This window comes from Citrobacter sp. wls619 (assembly GCF_005281345.1).
Taxonomy (GTDB): domain Bacteria; phylum Pseudomonadota; class Gammaproteobacteria; order Enterobacterales; family Enterobacteriaceae; genus Citrobacter.
Window position 1 is genome coordinate 443,785 of the sequence record NZ_SZXJ01000027.1, and the last position, 15,589, is coordinate 459,373.

The following is a 15,589-nucleotide window of genomic DNA, read 5'->3' on the forward strand; positions in this document are numbered from 1 at the left end:
CAAAATGAAACTGTTTTGCTATCCTTTTTATGCATCATTGCGAAAACTAAAGGGATCGTTTCATGCGTACTCAAACTTTATTTAAAGTTGCAGTGCTTACTGGTCTGTTGGCATTATCGGGCTGTGCGTCAAAAGTGACGCAGCCGGATAAATATTCTGGGTTTTTAAAAAATTATTCTGACCTGAAGGAAACAAAATCAGCAACGGGACAACCGGTACTTCGTTGGGTTGACCCGAACTATAATGAATCCAAATATGACAGTATCGTGTATAACCCGATAACGTATTACCCGGTTCCTAAACCTACTACGCAGGTAGGACAGAAGGTTCTTGATCAACTGTTGAACTATACCAACACGCAGATGAAAACGGCCATCAGCAAGCGTAAACCTCTGGTGGCAACGCCAGGGCCACGCAGTCTGATTTTCCGCGGGGCAATCACCGGTGTTGCGACCAGCAAAGAAGGTCTGCAATTCTATGAAGTGATCCCGGTTGCGTTGCTCGTTGCAGGAACACAAATGGCGACGGGTCACCGTACCATGGATACTCACCTTTATTTCGAGGGTGAGCTGATCGATCCGGCAACCAATAAACCTGTGATTAAAGTTGTGCGTCAGGGTGAAGGTAAAGACCTGAACAACGAAAGCACGCCAATGGCGTTCGAAACGTTGAAGAAAGTTGTTGATGACATGGCGACAGATGCCTCCATGTTTGATGTGAACAAAAAATAATAATGAAGAACGCACCATCTGCGGATGGTGCGTTCTTTTTATGCCACTCGCCGACGGTACAACAGTTTTCCCATCAAGGCTTCCGGCCGTGCAAACATCACCAGATTTCCCAGTAAAATCAGCACTAAACCGGCAATTGCGTTAGCCTGCCAGACATACCCTTCATACAGCGTTGACAGCGTGAGCGCCACCAGAGGGAAAAGCAACGTACTGTAAGCGGCCTTACTTGGACCGATGCGTCCTACCAGTGTGAAATAAGCGCCGAAGGCAATCACAGAGCCAAAAATAGCCAGATACAACAGTGCGCTAAGGTAGCTAAACGTCCACTGCGGTGTGAAGTCATCACCGCGAACCAGTGCAATGGTGGCAATCAGCAAGGTACCGTACAGCATGGCCCAGCTGTTGGTGGTCATCACCTCCAGCCCTTTTTTCTGATGACGCAGGCTGATCATATTGCCCAAGGAAAAACCAAACGTTCCCAGAGCGCTTAAACCAATACCCAGCAGAAGCGAGTGATTCAGGCCGCTATTGACCAAATCCTGCCAGAACAGGGTGATGATACCCGTCAACCCCAGCGCCGCGGCGAAATAAAAGCGTAGCGGTGGTTTTTGACCAAAAAATACAAAACTATTCACCGCATTAAACAGCACGGCCATAGAGAAAATTACTGATTCCAGACCGGTGTTAATCCAGGCCGCTGCCGTGTAAAAACACCAGAAATTGAAGCAAAAAACACATCCGCCCTGTAACAGACAAAACAGATGGTCGCGCCCGGAGAGCTTACGCAATTTGCCGCTGAACAGCAGGAGAAGGATCATCACCGAACTGGCGACCGCAAAGCGCCAAAAGATAGAGACCGGGGCAGCAACCGGCCCTTGCTGCAGGTAAATGGCAATCCATGTCGTTCCCCATATCACGACCACCAGGCAGTACAACAATGCGTTCATACATCTCTCTCATTTTTGTATTTAAGCGCACAGAGTGGCATGACTGGCTGGGGTTGGCTTTCATCTGATTGCGGTCGACTTGCAAAATCTTGCGCTTTTTTCTCGCAAACATGAAAAGGAGGCTGTTAACAACATGTGGCTGTTATAGACTGAAAGCCTGCTAACTTATTCTGAATGTGATGGTATGTCTCAGCCCTATGGCGCCTTTGAAAACTTACGCAAACATAATGCCGTGCTGCATGAATCGGTTGCGTTACATTCAGGTATCCAACTGGCGGCGTGGTCAAACAAACGCGACACCATTACCCAATATTGCGATCACCACACACTCAGCTTATATGTCGCGGATGGCTACGAGAGCTATCACAAGACGGCTGGGGGCTGGAAAAACGGCGGCGGCCCGGATCGCTTCTGCCTGATGCCGAAAGACAGCGAATCCAGTTGGGACATTCGTGACGATCTCTCCTTTGTACATCTTTATTGTACCGACGCGCATCTACGGGAAGTGGGTGAGAAAGTGTGGGACAAAAGCCCTTATAGCTTCACGCTGGACGAACACACGTTCGGCAGCGATCCGGGGATCACGGCGGTTTATCGTCAGTTTTTACTGGGTAATGACTGGCAGCAACCGGCTAATCACCTGACGCTTAGCGCGGCATCTTCACTGTTGCTGACGCATCTGATTCAACATTACAGCAATGTTCAATGGCGGCCGCCGGCGGTAACCGGTGGGCTTGCGCCAGCCACATTGCGCAACGTGCTGGCCTATATTGACGCGCATCTGGCCTACCCAATGACCCTCAGCGATTTGGCTGGCGAAGCGGCACTGAGCGATTTCCACTTTGCCAGAATGTTTCGCCAGTCGATGAATATGGCCCCGCATCAGTATGTTATGCAGCGTCGTATGGCGTTGGCGCAGCAACTGGTCCGTTATTCTTCACGTAGCTTGTCGGAGATCGCGATGGCTTGCGGATTCAGTTCAGCAAGCCATTTTAGCAACCGGTTTAAGCAGGTGACGGGCAAGACGCCAACGCAATTACGTGCGTCGAGATAATCTCAGCACGGCATAACATATCCCTCCGGCGATTAGTCCCCAGAACGCAGAGCCAATCCCCACTAAAGTCAAACCACTGGCAGTAACCAGAAAGGTGACGATGGCAGCATCTCGCTCCGCTTCATGGAGCAATGCCTGATACAGACTACCGCTAATCGTACCGAGCAAGGCCAGCCCAGCCAGCATCTGGATCCAGCTTGCCGGCAGAGCGGCCATCAATCCGGTTACCGACCCACCAAACACTCCGGCCAGAAGGTAGAACATCCCGGCAGCGGCAGCGGCTAACCAGCGTCGCCGGGCATCCGGATGCGCATCCGGACTTTGGCAAATTGCGGCAGTGATGGCGGCAATACAGATCGAGTAGACGCCAAAGGGAGAAAACAGTAACGCCAACAGCCCCGTGAAAATAATCAGCGGTGAAACGGGCAAGGAATAACCTGACGCTTTCATGGTGGCAATGCCGGGGGCATTTTGTGACGCCATGGTGACCAGAAAGAACGGCAAAGCGATGCTTATACTGTGTGCAAGAGAGAAGTGGGGGGCGATGAATTCAGGCATCACCGGAGATAAATCAATGTCATTAGTGACAACGTCACCTTTTAGCAGTGCGATGGCAATACCCACCAGCATGGCAGCAATGACGGCGTACCTGGGGGCGACAACTTTTAACACCAGCCACGCCAGCAGCATGCTGGCGCACAGGAGAAGCTCATTATTAAGGCTATTGAATGCCTGCAAACCAAAACGCAGCAGGATCCCGGCCAGCATTGCCGACGCCAGTGAGTGTGGGATTATCTGCATCAGACGTGCAAATAACCCCGTCACACCGCACAGGACTATTAACGCGTTAGCAACAATAAAAACGCCGATAGCATCCTGAATGGTCACGCCTTGCAGACCCGTAACCAGCAGCGCGGCGCCGGGCGTAGACCAGGCGGTCAGAATGGGGGCTCGATACCACACTGACAACGCCAGCGTACTCACGCCCATCGCGATTCCCAGTGCGGTCATCCAGCCCGCAATCTGCCCGGTTGTTGCGCCTGCGGCTATCGCCGCTTGCCAGATGATGGCTGCTGAACTGGCATAGCCGACCAGCACGGCAACAAAACCGGATAAAACGGTGGGCAAAGGGATTGAGAATGTGCGCATAGCGACTCCGCGTGCGTTATAACGGTCATTTACTGTAGCACTGTGCGTTATAGCGTACAAGTGATAAGCTGATGGACAGAAACAGGAGATAGAGGAAGGCGACAATGGACAATTTAACCCAATATCTGGCTACCACGCTCCGGACATTACGTCACCAGCGGGAATGGAGTCTGTCGCGTCTGGCAGAAGAAACCGGTGTATCCAAAGCCATGTTGGGGCAGATAGAACGCAACGAATCCAGTCCAACAGTGGCGACGTTATGGAAAATTGCCACCGGACTGAACGTGCCGTTTTCGACGTTTATTTCACCACCGGAGTCAGCAGGCACAGCGACGTTTGATCCCCAACAGCAGGCAATGATAGTGACACCGCTGTTTCCATGGGACCCACAACTTTGCTTTGACCATTTTTCAATATTGCTGGCACCGGGGGCATTGAGTGAATCTACCCCGCATGAAACCGGTGTGATTGAGCACGTAGTGGTGATTAATGGCCTGCTGGATATGTGCATTGATGGGCAATGGCGGACCATCAAATCGGGTGAGGGTGTCCGTTTTGCGGGTGATACTGCACATAGTTACCGTAACAGCAGCGAACAGACGGTTCACTTTCATTCCCTGATCCATTACCCACGCGGTTAATCGGGAAAACTATTTCGAAATGCCGCGCTTCTGACTACAATAGCCGCCATTTTACCGCTTGTGGATGGTAACAACTGTATGCGCCAGCAACCTCATTTCCTTGAATTGTTAAGCCCGGCTCGTGATACCGCCATTGCGCGCGAAGCCATTTTGCACGGCGCGGATGCCGTATACATTGGCGGCCCCGGTTTTGGTGCGCGTCACAACGCCAGTAACAGCCTGAAAGACATTGCTGAACTGGTGCCATTCGCTCATCGATATGGGGCGAAAATCTTTGTGACGCTGAACACGATTTTGCATGATGATGAGCTGGAACCTGCTCAGCGGTTAATTACCGATTTGTATCAGACGGGTGTTGATGCGCTGATTGTGCAGGATATGGGGATTATGGAACTGGATATCCCGCCGATTGAACTGCATGCCAGCACCCAGTGTGATATTCGCAGCGTTGAGAAAGCGAAGTTTCTTTCTGACGTCGGATTCTCGCAGATTGTACTGGCGCGCGAACTGAGTCTTGAGCAGATTCACGCGATTCATCAGGCGACGGATGCGACGATCGAGTTTTTCATCCACGGTGCGTTATGCGTTGCTTATTCAGGCCAGTGCTATATCTCTCATGCGCAAACCGGGCGCAGCGCAAACCGCGGCGACTGTTCACAAGCCTGCCGACTACCGTATACCCTGAAAGACGATCAGGGTCGGGTGGTGTCGTATGAAAAACACCTACTGTCGATGAAAGATAATGATCAGACCGCCAACCTCGGTGCGCTGATTGATGCCGGAGTACGTTCCTTCAAAATTGAAGGGCGCTACAAAGACATGAGCTATGTGAAGAATATTACCGCGCATTATCGCCAGATGCTCGACGCCATTATTGAAGATCGTGGCGATCTGGCCCGTTCATCAGCGGGACGTACCGAACATTTCTTCACCCCATCCACGGAAAAAACCTTCCATCGCGGCAGCACCGATTATTTTGTCAATGCCCGTAAAGGGGATATCGGCGCATTCGACTCACCAAAGTTTATCGGTTTGCCGGTCGGCGAAGTCCTGAAGGTGGCGAAAGATCATCTCGATGTTGAGGTGACCGAACCGCTGGCAAACGGGGATGGCCTGAACGTATTGATTAAGCGTGATGTGGTTGGATTCCGTGCTAATACGGTAGAAAAAACGGGGAATAATCGTTATCGGGTATGGCCGAATGAAATGCCAACGGACCTGCACAAAGTTCGGCCGCACCATCCGCTCAATCGCAATCTCGATCATAACTGGCAGCAGGCGTTAACCAAGACATCCAGCGAACGCCGTGTCGCGGTTGATATTGAATTGGGCGGCTGGCAGGAACAGTTGATCCTGACGTTGACCAGTGAAGACGGCGTGAGTATCACCCATACGCTGGACGGCCAGTTTGAAGAAGCGAACAACGCCGAAAAAGCGTTGAGTAACTTGCAGGATGGTCTGGCAAAACTTGGACAGACGCTGTACTACGCCCGCGATATTCAGGTGAATCTGCCGGGGGCGCTGTTTGTGCCGAATGGTCAACTAAATCAGTTCCGGCGTGAAGCCGTTGATATGCTGGATGCAGCGCGCCTGCAAAGCTATCAGCGCGGTAGCCGCAAACCGGTATCTCAGCCAGCGCCGGTCTATCCGCAGACGCATCTGAGTTTTCTGTCCAACGTCTATAACCATAAAGCGCGTGAGTTTTACCACCGTTATGGCGTCCAGTTGATTGATGCTGCGTATGAAGCGCATGAAGAAAAGGGCGATGTACCGGTGATGATCACCAAGCACTGCCTGCGTTTTGCATTCAATCTGTGTCCAAAACAGGCAAAAGGGAATATCAAAAGCTGGAAAGCCACTCCGATGCAATTGGTGAATGGCGATGAAGTGCTGACGCTGAAATTTGATTGCCGACCGTGCGAAATGCACGTTATCGGCAAGATGAAACACCACATTCTGAAAATGCCGTTGCCGGGCAGCGTAGTGGCTTCTGTCAGCCCTGATGAGCTGATGAAAACACTGCCGAAGCGGAAAGGCTAACTCAGATGTGTATCTGGCTTGCGTGATTTTTGCCAGTGATGGTGTTCGCGTAGATCGGCGGCGGATTCTTCCGCCGTCACCCTCAGCTCATCGCTGTCTGCCGTGTGGCGTAATAAATGATCGGCATCCTGTACCTGAAGATATTCATGTCCCTGATGAGTAGCGAAAAGCTGGCCGGAGAAAAGCGCGCTGGCCAGCAATAACACCGTTAACCCTTTCTTAAACATCATGCACCCTCTGGCACGTTAGCTGTGGACGTGGCGATAATTTCGCCTGGTGACTATTCAATATTTTAATCGGTGAAATGGCAATCTCTGTTTTGCCAGTGAGATGTTTTTTGCATTTTTGTTTGGTTAACGTTGGGATTTGTTACAACCGGGAAGCATCGCGCCGCCCGGCGTTTATTCATGTTTATCAGGACTTAAAGCCTGCCGCAGTCATCAACAGGCGAAAGAACATACCGACGGCGGCCAGAGCCAAGACGCTTCCCCCCCACAGGATCACCAGCCACATCAGACGTTTCCAGATTGATTGTTCCATCAATGATACCCCTCACCATGTTGAACTTTGCCGCGAAAGACGTAGTAGCTCCAGAAGGTGTACACCAGGATTATCGGGATAATCAGCAACGCTCCCACCAACATAAAGCCCTGGCTTTGCGTCGGCGCCGCGGCCTGCCAAAGGGTAATAGACGGTGGAATGATATGTGGCCAGATACTGATCCCCAGCCCGCTGAAACCAAGGAAAATTAAACCCAGCGTCAATATAAATGGCGGGGCATGGCTATGCTGCTGGCCCAGAGAACGCCACAGCCACAGGCTGATGAGTGCGACCAGCAGCGGAACCGGCATCAGGAACCACAGATTTGGCAGGCTAAACCAACGATCGGCAATCGCACTGTGTGCCAGTGGTGTCCACAAACTGATAATGGAAATGACGACCAGCAGCGCCAGCAGCAGTTTTTTTGCCACATTGCGCATTTTATCCTGTAGCGGGTTTTCGCTTTTCATTACCAGCCATGTTGCGCCAAGCAGCGCGTAGGCCACGACCAGCCCCAGCCCGCAAAACAGCGTGAAAGGCGTTAGCCAGTCAAACGGTCCACCGCTGTAGCTGCGGCCAGTAACGGAAAATCCATTGAGGACCGCACCCACGACTACCCCTTGGGTAAACGTGGCAAGAATTGAACCGCCCAGAAAGGCTTTATCCCAGAACGGTCGGTGTGCAGGCGTGGCTTTGAAACGAAACTCAAAGGCAACGCCGCGAAAAATCAGGCCAATCAGCATCAGGGTCAACGGGATCGTCAGCGCATCGACAATCACCGCATAGGCCAGAGGAAATGCGCCAAACAATCCTGCGCCGCCCAGTACCAGCCAGGTTTCATTCCCATCCCATACCGGTGCGACGCTGTTGACCATCACGTCGCGGTCATCAGCATCCTGAATGGCGGGGAATAAGATGCCGATCCCGAGATCAAAGCCGTCCATCACGATATACATCAGCGTGGCGAACACGATAATAACGAACCAGATAACTGATAAATCAATACCCATTAGCGATGAGCCTCAGCTTGAGAATCGAGGACCGCAGCGGAAAGCGGCCGTGCAGGTGTGCCAGTTGGCGGAAGGGTCGGATCATCTTCCTGTGGCCCTTTACGGATCAGGCGAATCATGTAGCTATAGCCCACACCGAAGACCGAACTGTAAACCACAAAGAAGGCCAGCAGGCTGATGCTCATATGCAAATCACCATGGGCGGAAACCGCATCCGCTGTGCGCTGCAAACCGTACACCACCCACGGCTGACGACCAACTTCGGTGGTGACCCAACCGGCCAGAATAGCGATCAGACCAGACGGCCCCATCCACAGCGCGAAACGCAGGAAGGGACGTGAGGTATACAGGCGTTGCTTGTAACGTAACCACAAAGCGAATGTGCCCAACAGGATCATCAGCATGCCAAGCCCCGCCATGATGCGGAACGACCAAAACACCATGGTGGAATTGGGTCGGTCTTCTTTAGGAAACTCTTTTAGCGCCGGGACCTGTTTATCCAGGCTGTGGGTCAGGATTAGGCTTCCCAGCGCCGGAATTTCCAGCCCATAGCGGGTACGCTCTTGCTCCATATCTGGCCAACCGAACAGTAGCAACGGAGTGGGTTCGCCGGGTGGGTTTTCCCAGTGCCCCTCGATGGCGGCAATTTTGGCAGGCTGATGCTCAAGCGTATTTAATCCGTGCATATCGCCAATCAACGCCTGCAACGGGGCGACGATTAATGTCATCCACAGCGCCATAGAAAACATGGCGCGAATCGCCGGAGTGTTATTCCCGCGTAATAAATGCCATGCCCCTGACGCTGCGACAAACAGCGCGCTGCTCAGGAAAGCGGCGACCGACATATGCAGCAGACGATAAGGGAATGATGGGTTAAAAATAACGGCAAACCAGTCCACAGGAACGACCTGTCCATTGACGATTTCATAGCCCTGTGGGGTCTGCATCCAGCTGTTGGAGGCCAATATCCAGAAGGTCGAAATAATTGTCCCCAGCGCAACCATGCACGTTGCGAAGAAGTGCAGGCCCGGCCCCACACGGTTCCAGCCAAACAGCATTACGCCGAGGAAGCCTGCTTCGAGGAAGAAGGCGGTTAACACTTCATAGGTCAGCAGTGGCCCGGTGATGCTCCCGGCGAACTCGGAAAAACCGCTCCAGTTAGTGCCGAACTGATAAGCCATCACCAGCCCGGACACTACGCCCATACCAAAGTTTACGGCGAAGATTTTCGACCAGAAATGATACAGCGAGCGCCAGGTCGGATTTTTGGTTTTCAACCAGAGACCTTCCAGTACCGCCAGATAGCTGGCAAGACCGATGGTAATGGCCGGAAAAATGATGTGAAAGGACACCGTAAACGCGAACTGGATCCTCGCCAGGTGAAACGCGTCAAGACCGAACATGCTTAACTCCGCAGGCAAAATTGATTTGGCGCAATTCTAAGCCTCTGGCGAAATGTGGGGCAGAAACAGAACAGTTCTTTTTAACCATAACAGTTGTGCTGCTGTTATAGGTCACACGATCTGATATGCAATCTGGTCGCCGCATTTGAATGTTACTTCGACGATAATGAGTTTATCCCGTGGCCTGCGGTGATTGACGATGCTGATGACTCTGTGAACATCACCTGTTTATTCGCCTTAAAGCACACCCCGAAAATTGATGCTATACAGATAGCTGCCCGGGCCTTAGGCAAAGAGCTTTCGCTAACGATGTTGTAAAACTGTTAACTATAACAGTTCTGAAAATATCGTTATTTATGTAGACTGATATATACAGAGGTTGTCACCGATACCGAATATCAGGACGAAAAATGAAGAAGTACCAGCGACTGGCGGAGCAAATTCGCGATCAAATCGCGTCTGGCGTATGGCAACCGGGCGATCGGTTGCCCTCTTTGCGTGAGCAGGTGGCAAGCAGCGGGATGAGTTTTATGACCGTGGGGCATGCCTACCAACTGCTGGAAAGCCAGGGGCGGATCATCGCCCGGCCGCAGTCGGGCTATTATGTTGCTGCGCGCCCCGAACGCGAAGCCGCTGTGCCGCAGGTACAGGTCATGCGCGATGAAGCCGTGGATATCAACACCTACATCTTTGACATGCTGCAGGCCAGTCGTGATGCTTCCGTGATGCCGTTTGCATCCGCTTTCCCCGATCCGCGCTTATTTCCGCTTCAACAGCTGAATCGATCGCTGGCTCAGGTGAGTAAAACGGCTACCGCCATGAGTGTTATCGAGAACCTGCCGCCTGGAAATGATGAACTGCGTCATGCTATTGCTCGTCGATACGCGCAACAGGGAATGACCCTTTCGCCGGATGAAATTGTGATCACCACCGGCGCACTTGAAGCGCTTAACCTGAGCCTGCAGGCGGTCACTGAGCCAGGGGACTGGGTGATTGTCGAAAACCCGTGTTTTTACGGCGCGTTGCAGGCTCTGGAGCGATTGCGTCTGAAGGCGTTGTCCGTTGCCACCGACGTGAAGGAAGGAATCGACCTTGTCGCACTGGAGCAGACGCTACAGGAGTACCCGGTCAAAGCCTGCTGGCTGATGACCAACAGCCAAAATCCGCTGGGTTTTACGCTCAGCGCACAGAAAAAAGCCCATCTGGTCGCATTACTGGAAAAATACCATGTGATGCTGATTGAAGATGATGTTTACAGCGAACTCTATTTTGGCCGGGAGAAACCGCTGCCGGCTAAAGCCTGGGATCGAGGGGACAGGGTATTGCACTGTTCATCTTTCTCGAAATGTCTGGTCCCCGGCTTTCGCATCGGTTGGGTTGCTGCCGGGAAACATGCCCGTCGTATTCAGCGACTCCAGTTGATGAGCACCTTATCCACCAGTTCCCCCATGCAGCTTGCGCTGGTGGACTACCTGTCGACCCGGCGTTATGACGCGCATTTGCGACGGCTGCGTCGTCAGCTGGCGGAACGCAAACAGCAGGCCTGGCAAACGTTGCTGCGTCATCTTCCGGCAGAGGTCAAAATACACCATAACGACAGCGGTTATTTTCTGTGGCTCGAACTGCCGGAACCGTTGGATGCGGGAGAACTCAGCACCCAGGCGCTGGCACACCACATCAGCATTGCCCCAGGTAAGATGTTTTCAACCTCAGGGACATGGTCACGTTTCTTTCGTTTTAATACCGCATGGCACTGGGGTGAACGCGAAGAACAGGCGGTTAAGCAGCTTGGAAAATTAATTCGCGAGATGATGAAATAAAACGGAATGTGCTATTCAATATAAAAGAATAGCGCATTCTTATTTTAGAAATAGTGAATGTTAAACCCTGATGTTATTTATATCAGGTGCCACCATACGGAATATCAATAGTTCTTCCAGGTGCCACCCTGGCACCTAACTCCTTGTCTATACTCCAGAAGATTAAATCACCTTGCTATAACCCGCGGCGTAATGAGCGTTAGCTCACAACCTGATTAAATTTCCTTGCGCCAGCAGGAACGCTTTCAACACCCCGACTATTTTTAGGAAAGGACATATATTTACGGCAAGGCTGCCGCTCAATATTTTTTCGACAGGAGTAAGACGTTATGAGCAAGCAATTTGCCCTCAGTAGCTTGTGTGCACTCAGTATGACGCTGATGACAGCCCAGGCAGCCGAACCCCCAACATCATTAGATAAACCGGAAGGGCGGCTGGATATTATTGCCTGGCCGGGTTATATCGAACGTGGACAAACCGATAAACAATATGACTGGGTTTCACAGTTTGAGAAGGAAACCGGTTGTGCCGTCAATGTTAAAACAGCGGCCACATCAGACGAAATGGTCAGCCTGATGGCGAAAGGCGGCTATGACCTGGTGACGGCGTCTGGTGATGCTTCACTGCGCCTGATTATGGGCAAACGTGTCCAGCCTATAAATCCTGCGCTTATCCCAAACTGGAAAACAATCGATCCGCGAGTGGTCAAAGGGGAATGGTTTAACGTCGGGGGGAAAGTTTACGGCACTCCGTATCAATGGGGGCCCAACTTGCTGATGTATAACACCAAAATTTTCCCAACGCCGCCAGATAGCTGGAACGTGGTGTTCGTCGAGCAAAAACTTGAAGACGGAAAAAGCAATAAAGGGCGAGTCCAGGCGTACGATGGTCCGATCTATATCGCCGATGCGGCGCTGTTCGTCAAAGCCACTCAGCCGCAGTTGGGTATCACCGATCCCTATCAGCTGACCGAGAAACAGTATCAGGCGGTCATCAAAGTCCTGAGCGATCAGCACGCACTGATCCATCGCTACTGGCATGACACCACTGTACAAATGAGTGACTTCAAAAACGAAGGTGTGGTGGCATCAAGCGCCTGGCCTTATCAGGCTAACGCCCTGAAAGCAGAAGGCCAGCCAATCGCCACGGTTTTCCCGAAAGAGGGCGTTACCGGTTGGGCTGACACCACCATGCTGCATAGCGAAGCAAAACATCCTGTTTGTGCTTACAAATGGATGAACTGGTCCTTAACCCCGAAAGTTCAGGGCGATGTCGCTGCCTGGTTTGGTTCTCTGCCGGTAGTCCCTGAAGGTTGTAAAGCCAGCCCGCTGCTGGGTGAAAAAGGCTGTGAAACCAACGGCTATAGCTATTTCGACAAAATTGCTTTCTGGAAAACGCCAATCGCAGAAGGTGGAAAATTCGTTCCTTACAGTCGCTGGACGCAGGATTACATCGCCATTATGGGCGGTCGTTAATTCCGCTGGGGGTTTTATGACGTACGCAGTGGAGTTTCATAATGTCTCGCGTCTGTACGGGGATGTTCGTGCAGTTGATGGGGTAAGTATTGCAATTAATGATGGTGAGTTTTTCTCTATGCTGGGGCCATCCGGCTCCGGCAAAACGACCTGTCTGCGCATGATTGCAGGGTTTGAGCAGCTTTCGGGCGGTTCAATTAAAATTTTTGGTAAGCAAGCCAGTGAATTACCGCCCTGGGAACGGGACGTCAACACGGTATTTCAGGATTACGCACTCTTCCCGCATATGTCGATTCTCGACAACGTGGCTTATGGGCTGATGGTGAAAGGCATTGATAAAAAGCAGCGTCATGCCAGGGCGCGAGAAGCGTTAGACAAGGTTGCACTCGGCTTTGTCCATGAACGCAAGCCATCACAACTCTCGGGTGGACAGCGTCAGCGTGTAGCGATTGCCCGTGCGTTGGTCAATGAGCCTCGCGTTTTACTGTTGGATGAACCACTCGGTGCGTTGGATCTCAAGCTACGTGAACAGATGCAACTGGAGCTGAAAAAACTCCAGCAGTCACTCGGCATCACCTTTATCTTTGTCACCCACGACCAGGGTGAGGCGCTGTCGATGTCCGATCGTGTGGCGGTATTTAACAATGGTCGTATCGAGCAGGTGGATTCACCACGCGAACTCTACATGCGTCCGCGTACGCCGTTTGTGGCGAGTTTTGTGGGGACGTCAAACGTCTTTGACGAAGCGATGTCGGCAAACGTCTGTGGGTTACAGGGGATGTTCTCGCTGCGCCCGGAACACATTCGGTTAAATGATATGGCGGGCGAGGTTCAGGCTCGGGGTGTCATTCAGGCGGTGCAGTACCAGGGGGCGGCGACGCGTTTTGAGCTGAAACTTGCTGGCGGTGAAAAGTTGCTGGTGAGTCAGGCGAACCTGACGGGAGAAATGCTGCCGTCGACGCTGTCGCCAGGTCAGCAGGTGATGGCATCGTGGTCACGCGATGTCATGGTTCCGCTGATAGAGGAGAGGTGAATGGCTATGAACGTCATACATTCGCCCGCACAGCCGACAAAGCTGAACCGTATCTCGGGGTTCTTCTGGCGTAATCCAGGGCTTGGGCTGTTTTTGCTACTGCTCGGGCCGCTGATGTGGTTTGGTATCGTCTACTTTGGATCGTTGCTGACGCTGTTGTGGCAAGGTTTTTACACCTTCGACGATTTCACTATGTCGGTGACGCCAGACCTGACGCTGGCGAATCTGCAGGCGCTGTTTAATCCGGCCAATTACGACATCATTGTGCGAACGTTGACAATGGCAGTGGCGGTGACGATAGCCAGCGCCATTCTGGCGTTCCCGATGGCATGGTATATGGCGCGCTATACCAGTGGCAAAATGAAAGCCTTTTTTTACATTGCCGTCATGTTGCCGATGTGGGCGAGCTATATCGTCAAAGCCTATGCGTGGACGCTGCTGTTAGCGAAAGATGGCGTGGCGCAGTGGTTTTTAACCCATCTCGGGCTGGAGCCACTGTTGACCGCATTCCTCACCTTGCCGGCTGTCGGCGGTAATACGCTGTCAACATCGGGATTAGGGCGCTTTTTGGTTTTTGTCTACATCTGGCTGCCCTTTATGATCCTGCCGGTTCAGGCTGCTCTGGAACGGCTTCCGCCCTCGCTTTTGCAGGCATCGGCTGATTTGGGCGCGCGTCCTCGTCAAACCTTTCGCTATGTGGTTTTCCCGCTGGCAATACCCGGTATAGCCGCTGGCTCTATCTTTACGTTCTCACTGACGCTGGGTGACTTTATTGTGCCGCAGCTGGTGGGGCCGCCGGGCTATTTCATCGGCAACATGGTGTATTCGCAACAAGGGGCTATCGGCAATATGCCAATGGCGGCGGCATTCACTCTGGTGCCCATTGTCTTAATTGCACTGTATCTGGCGTTCGTGAAGCGTCTGGGAGCTTTCGATGCACTCTGAACGCGCACCCTGGTTACTCAAACTGGCAGCATGGGGAGGGGTTCTCTTTCTGCACTTTCCCATCCTCATCATCGGCACCTATGCTTTTAATACAGAGGAGGCTGCTTTTAGTTTTCCGCCGCAGGGACTGACACTGCGTTGGTTTAGCGTGGCGGCACAGCGTAGCGATATTCTTGAATCAGTGACGTTGTCACTTAAGATCGCCGCGTTGTCGACAGCAATCGCTCTGGTACTGGGTACGCTGGCGGCGGCTGCGCTGTGGCGCAGGGACTTTTTCGGTAAAAGCGCAATATCGCTGTTGCTGCTGTTGCCGATTGCGCTGCCGGGCATTATTACCGGCCTGGCACTGCTGACGGCATTTAAGACCATCAACCTGGAACCGGGTTTTCTCACGATCGTGGTGGGCCATGCGACGTTTTGCGTGGTGGTTGTCTTTAACAACGTCGTGGCGCGTTTTCGCCGCACCTCATGGAGTCTGGTTGAAGCGTCTATGGATCTTGGCGCCAACGGCTGGCAAACCTTTCGTTATGTCGTGCTGCCCAATCTAGCATCAGCACTGCTGGCGGGAGGCATGCTGGCGTTTGCCTTGTCGTTTGATGAAATCATCGTGACAACGTTCACCGCCGGACATGAAAGAACACTTCCTCTGTGGCTGCTCAATCAACTGGGCCGCCCACGAGATGTGCCTGTTACCAACGTTGTGGCATTGCTGGTAATGCTGGTAACAACACTGCCAATTTTAGGGGCCTGGTGGCTAACGCGTGAAGGCGACACCGTCGCCGGAAACGGTAAATAAACGAC

General features: G+C 52.3%; 15 protein-coding genes. 9 read left to right on the top strand and 6 right to left on the bottom strand.

Annotated features, from left to right (window positions below):
• Positions 1-62 precede the first annotated feature (62 nt).
• Positions 63-731: a DUF3313 domain-containing protein gene (locus FDX19_RS04860; protein WP_137381800.1), complete on the top strand. Its 669-nt coding sequence runs from the start codon at positions 63-65 to the stop codon at positions 729-731.
• Positions 732-769: 38 nt separating this feature from the next.
• Here FDX19_RS04860 and FDX19_RS04865 read toward each other — a convergent pair whose 3' ends face one another.
• Positions 770-1,678: a DMT family transporter gene (locus FDX19_RS04865; RefSeq protein ID WP_137381801.1), complete on the bottom strand. Its 909-nt coding sequence runs from the start codon at positions 1,676-1,678 to the stop codon at positions 770-772.
• A gap of 184 nt (positions 1,679-1,862) precedes the next feature.
• Here FDX19_RS04865 and FDX19_RS04870 point away from each other — a divergent pair, with 184 nt between their 5' ends.
• On the top strand, positions 1,863-2,732 hold the full coding sequence (locus FDX19_RS04870; protein ID WP_137381802.1) for a helix-turn-helix domain-containing protein: 870 nt from the start codon (positions 1,863-1,865) through the stop codon (positions 2,730-2,732).
• Here FDX19_RS04870 and FDX19_RS04875 read toward each other — a convergent pair.
• Positions 2,715-3,881 carry a benzoate/H(+) symporter BenE family transporter gene (locus FDX19_RS04875; protein WP_137381803.1) on the bottom strand — a complete coding sequence of 389 codons (1,167 nt, stop codon included), beginning with the start codon at positions 3,879-3,881 and terminating at the stop codon, positions 2,715-2,717. The genes FDX19_RS04870 and FDX19_RS04875 overlap by 18 nt on opposite strands.
• 104 nt (positions 3,882-3,985) lie before the next feature.
• On the opposite strand from FDX19_RS04875, the gene FDX19_RS04880 reads away from it, so the two are divergent.
• Both FDX19_RS04880 and FDX19_RS04885 read left to right on the top strand, forming a co-directional pair.
• Entirely contained in the window at positions 3,986-4,522 is a 537-nt protein-coding gene (locus FDX19_RS04880; protein ID WP_137381804.1) for a helix-turn-helix domain-containing protein, read from the top strand.
• Positions 4,523-4,600: 78 nt separating this feature from the next.
• Positions 4,601-6,562, top strand: a complete 1,962-nt coding sequence (locus FDX19_RS04885; RefSeq protein WP_137381805.1) for a U32 family peptidase — start codon at positions 4,601-4,603, stop codon at positions 6,560-6,562.
• Here FDX19_RS04885 and FDX19_RS04890 read toward each other — a convergent pair.
• From FDX19_RS04890 to FDX19_RS04905, 4 genes are all read right to left on the bottom strand, one after another.
• Positions 6,559-6,789, bottom strand: coding sequence for a DUF2554 family protein (locus tag FDX19_RS04890; protein WP_005126741.1), 231 nt, complete (start codon positions 6,787-6,789; stop codon positions 6,559-6,561). The genes FDX19_RS04885 and FDX19_RS04890 overlap by 4 nt on opposite strands.
• Before the next feature lie 187 nt (positions 6,790-6,976).
• Positions 6,977-7,102 carry a DUF2474 domain-containing protein gene (locus FDX19_RS04895; protein ID WP_124021191.1) on the bottom strand — a complete coding sequence of 42 codons (126 nt, stop codon included), beginning with the start codon at positions 7,100-7,102 and terminating at the stop codon, positions 6,977-6,979.
• Positions 7,102-8,112, bottom strand: coding sequence for a cytochrome d ubiquinol oxidase subunit II (gene cydB / locus FDX19_RS04900; protein WP_137381806.1), 1,011 nt, complete (start codon positions 8,110-8,112; stop codon positions 7,102-7,104). The genes FDX19_RS04895 and cydB overlap by 1 nt, the downstream gene beginning before the upstream one ends.
• Positions 8,112-9,515 carry a cytochrome ubiquinol oxidase subunit I gene (locus tag FDX19_RS04905; RefSeq protein ID WP_137381807.1) on the bottom strand — a complete coding sequence of 468 codons (1,404 nt, stop codon included), beginning with the start codon at positions 9,513-9,515 and terminating at the stop codon, positions 8,112-8,114. The genes cydB and FDX19_RS04905 overlap by 1 nt, the downstream gene beginning before the upstream one ends.
• Positions 9,516-9,925: 410 nt before the next feature.
• On the opposite strand from FDX19_RS04905, the gene FDX19_RS04915 reads away from it, so the two are divergent.
• The 5 genes from FDX19_RS04915 to FDX19_RS04935 all read left to right on the top strand — a co-directional run bounded on the left by FDX19_RS04915 (position 9,926) and on the right by FDX19_RS04935 (position 15,584).
• Positions 9,926-11,335 carry a PLP-dependent aminotransferase family protein gene (locus tag FDX19_RS04915; protein ID WP_137381808.1) on the top strand — a complete coding sequence of 470 codons (1,410 nt, stop codon included), beginning with the start codon at positions 9,926-9,928 and terminating at the stop codon, positions 11,333-11,335.
• Between the two features lie 329 nt (positions 11,336-11,664).
• A complete protein-coding gene (gene ydcS, locus FDX19_RS04920; protein ID WP_137381809.1) occupies positions 11,665-12,810 on the top strand; it encodes a putative ABC transporter substrate-binding protein YdcS in 1,146 nt (381 codons plus the stop codon).
• A 16-nt stretch (positions 12,811-12,826) separates the two neighbouring features.
• Entirely contained in the window at positions 12,827-13,843 is a 1,017-nt protein-coding gene (locus tag FDX19_RS04925; protein WP_137381810.1) for an ABC transporter ATP-binding protein, read from the top strand.
• Positions 13,844-14,788, top strand: a complete 945-nt coding sequence (locus FDX19_RS04930; RefSeq protein WP_005126750.1) for an ABC transporter permease — start codon at positions 13,844-13,846, stop codon at positions 14,786-14,788.
• Positions 14,778-15,584, top strand: a complete 807-nt coding sequence (locus FDX19_RS04935) for an ABC transporter permease (RefSeq protein ID WP_005126751.1) — start codon at positions 14,778-14,780, stop codon at positions 15,582-15,584. The genes FDX19_RS04930 and FDX19_RS04935 overlap by 11 nt, the downstream gene beginning before the upstream one ends.
• Positions 15,585-15,589: the final 5 nt, after the last annotated feature.

Coding starts and splice junctions, on each gene's coding strand:
- FDX19_RS04860 (WP_137381800.1), top strand. CDS start 63: ATGCGTACTCAAACTTTATTTAAAGTTGCAGTGCTTACTGGTCTGTTG.
- FDX19_RS04865 (WP_137381801.1), bottom strand. CDS start 1,678: ATGAACGCATTGTTGTACTGCCTGGTGGTCGTGATATGGGGAACGACA.
- FDX19_RS04870 (WP_137381802.1), top strand. CDS start 1,863: ATGTCTCAGCCCTATGGCGCCTTTGAAAACTTACGCAAACATAATGCC.
- FDX19_RS04875 (WP_137381803.1), bottom strand. CDS start 3,881: ATGCGCACATTCTCAATCCCTTTGCCCACCGTTTTATCCGGTTTTGTT.
- FDX19_RS04880 (WP_137381804.1), top strand. CDS start 3,986: ATGGACAATTTAACCCAATATCTGGCTACCACGCTCCGGACATTACGT.
- FDX19_RS04885 (WP_137381805.1), top strand. CDS start 4,601: ATGCGCCAGCAACCTCATTTCCTTGAATTGTTAAGCCCGGCTCGTGAT.
- FDX19_RS04890 (WP_005126741.1), bottom strand. CDS start 6,789: ATGTTTAAGAAAGGGTTAACGGTGTTATTGCTGGCCAGCGCGCTTTTC.
- FDX19_RS04895 (WP_124021191.1), bottom strand. CDS start 7,102: ATGGAACAATCAATCTGGAAACGTCTGATGTGGCTGGTGATCCTGTGG.
- cydB (WP_137381806.1), bottom strand. CDS start 8,112: ATGGGTATTGATTTATCAGTTATCTGGTTCGTTATTATCGTGTTCGCC.
- FDX19_RS04905 (WP_137381807.1), bottom strand. CDS start 9,515: ATGTTCGGTCTTGACGCGTTTCACCTGGCGAGGATCCAGTTCGCGTTT.
- FDX19_RS04915 (WP_137381808.1), top strand. CDS start 9,926: ATGAAGAAGTACCAGCGACTGGCGGAGCAAATTCGCGATCAAATCGCG.
- ydcS (WP_137381809.1), top strand. CDS start 11,665: ATGAGCAAGCAATTTGCCCTCAGTAGCTTGTGTGCACTCAGTATGACG.
- FDX19_RS04925 (WP_137381810.1), top strand. CDS start 12,827: ATGACGTACGCAGTGGAGTTTCATAATGTCTCGCGTCTGTACGGGGAT.
- FDX19_RS04930 (WP_005126750.1), top strand. CDS start 13,844: ATGGCTATGAACGTCATACATTCGCCCGCACAGCCGACAAAGCTGAAC.
- FDX19_RS04935 (WP_005126751.1), top strand. CDS start 14,778: ATGCACTCTGAACGCGCACCCTGGTTACTCAAACTGGCAGCATGGGGA.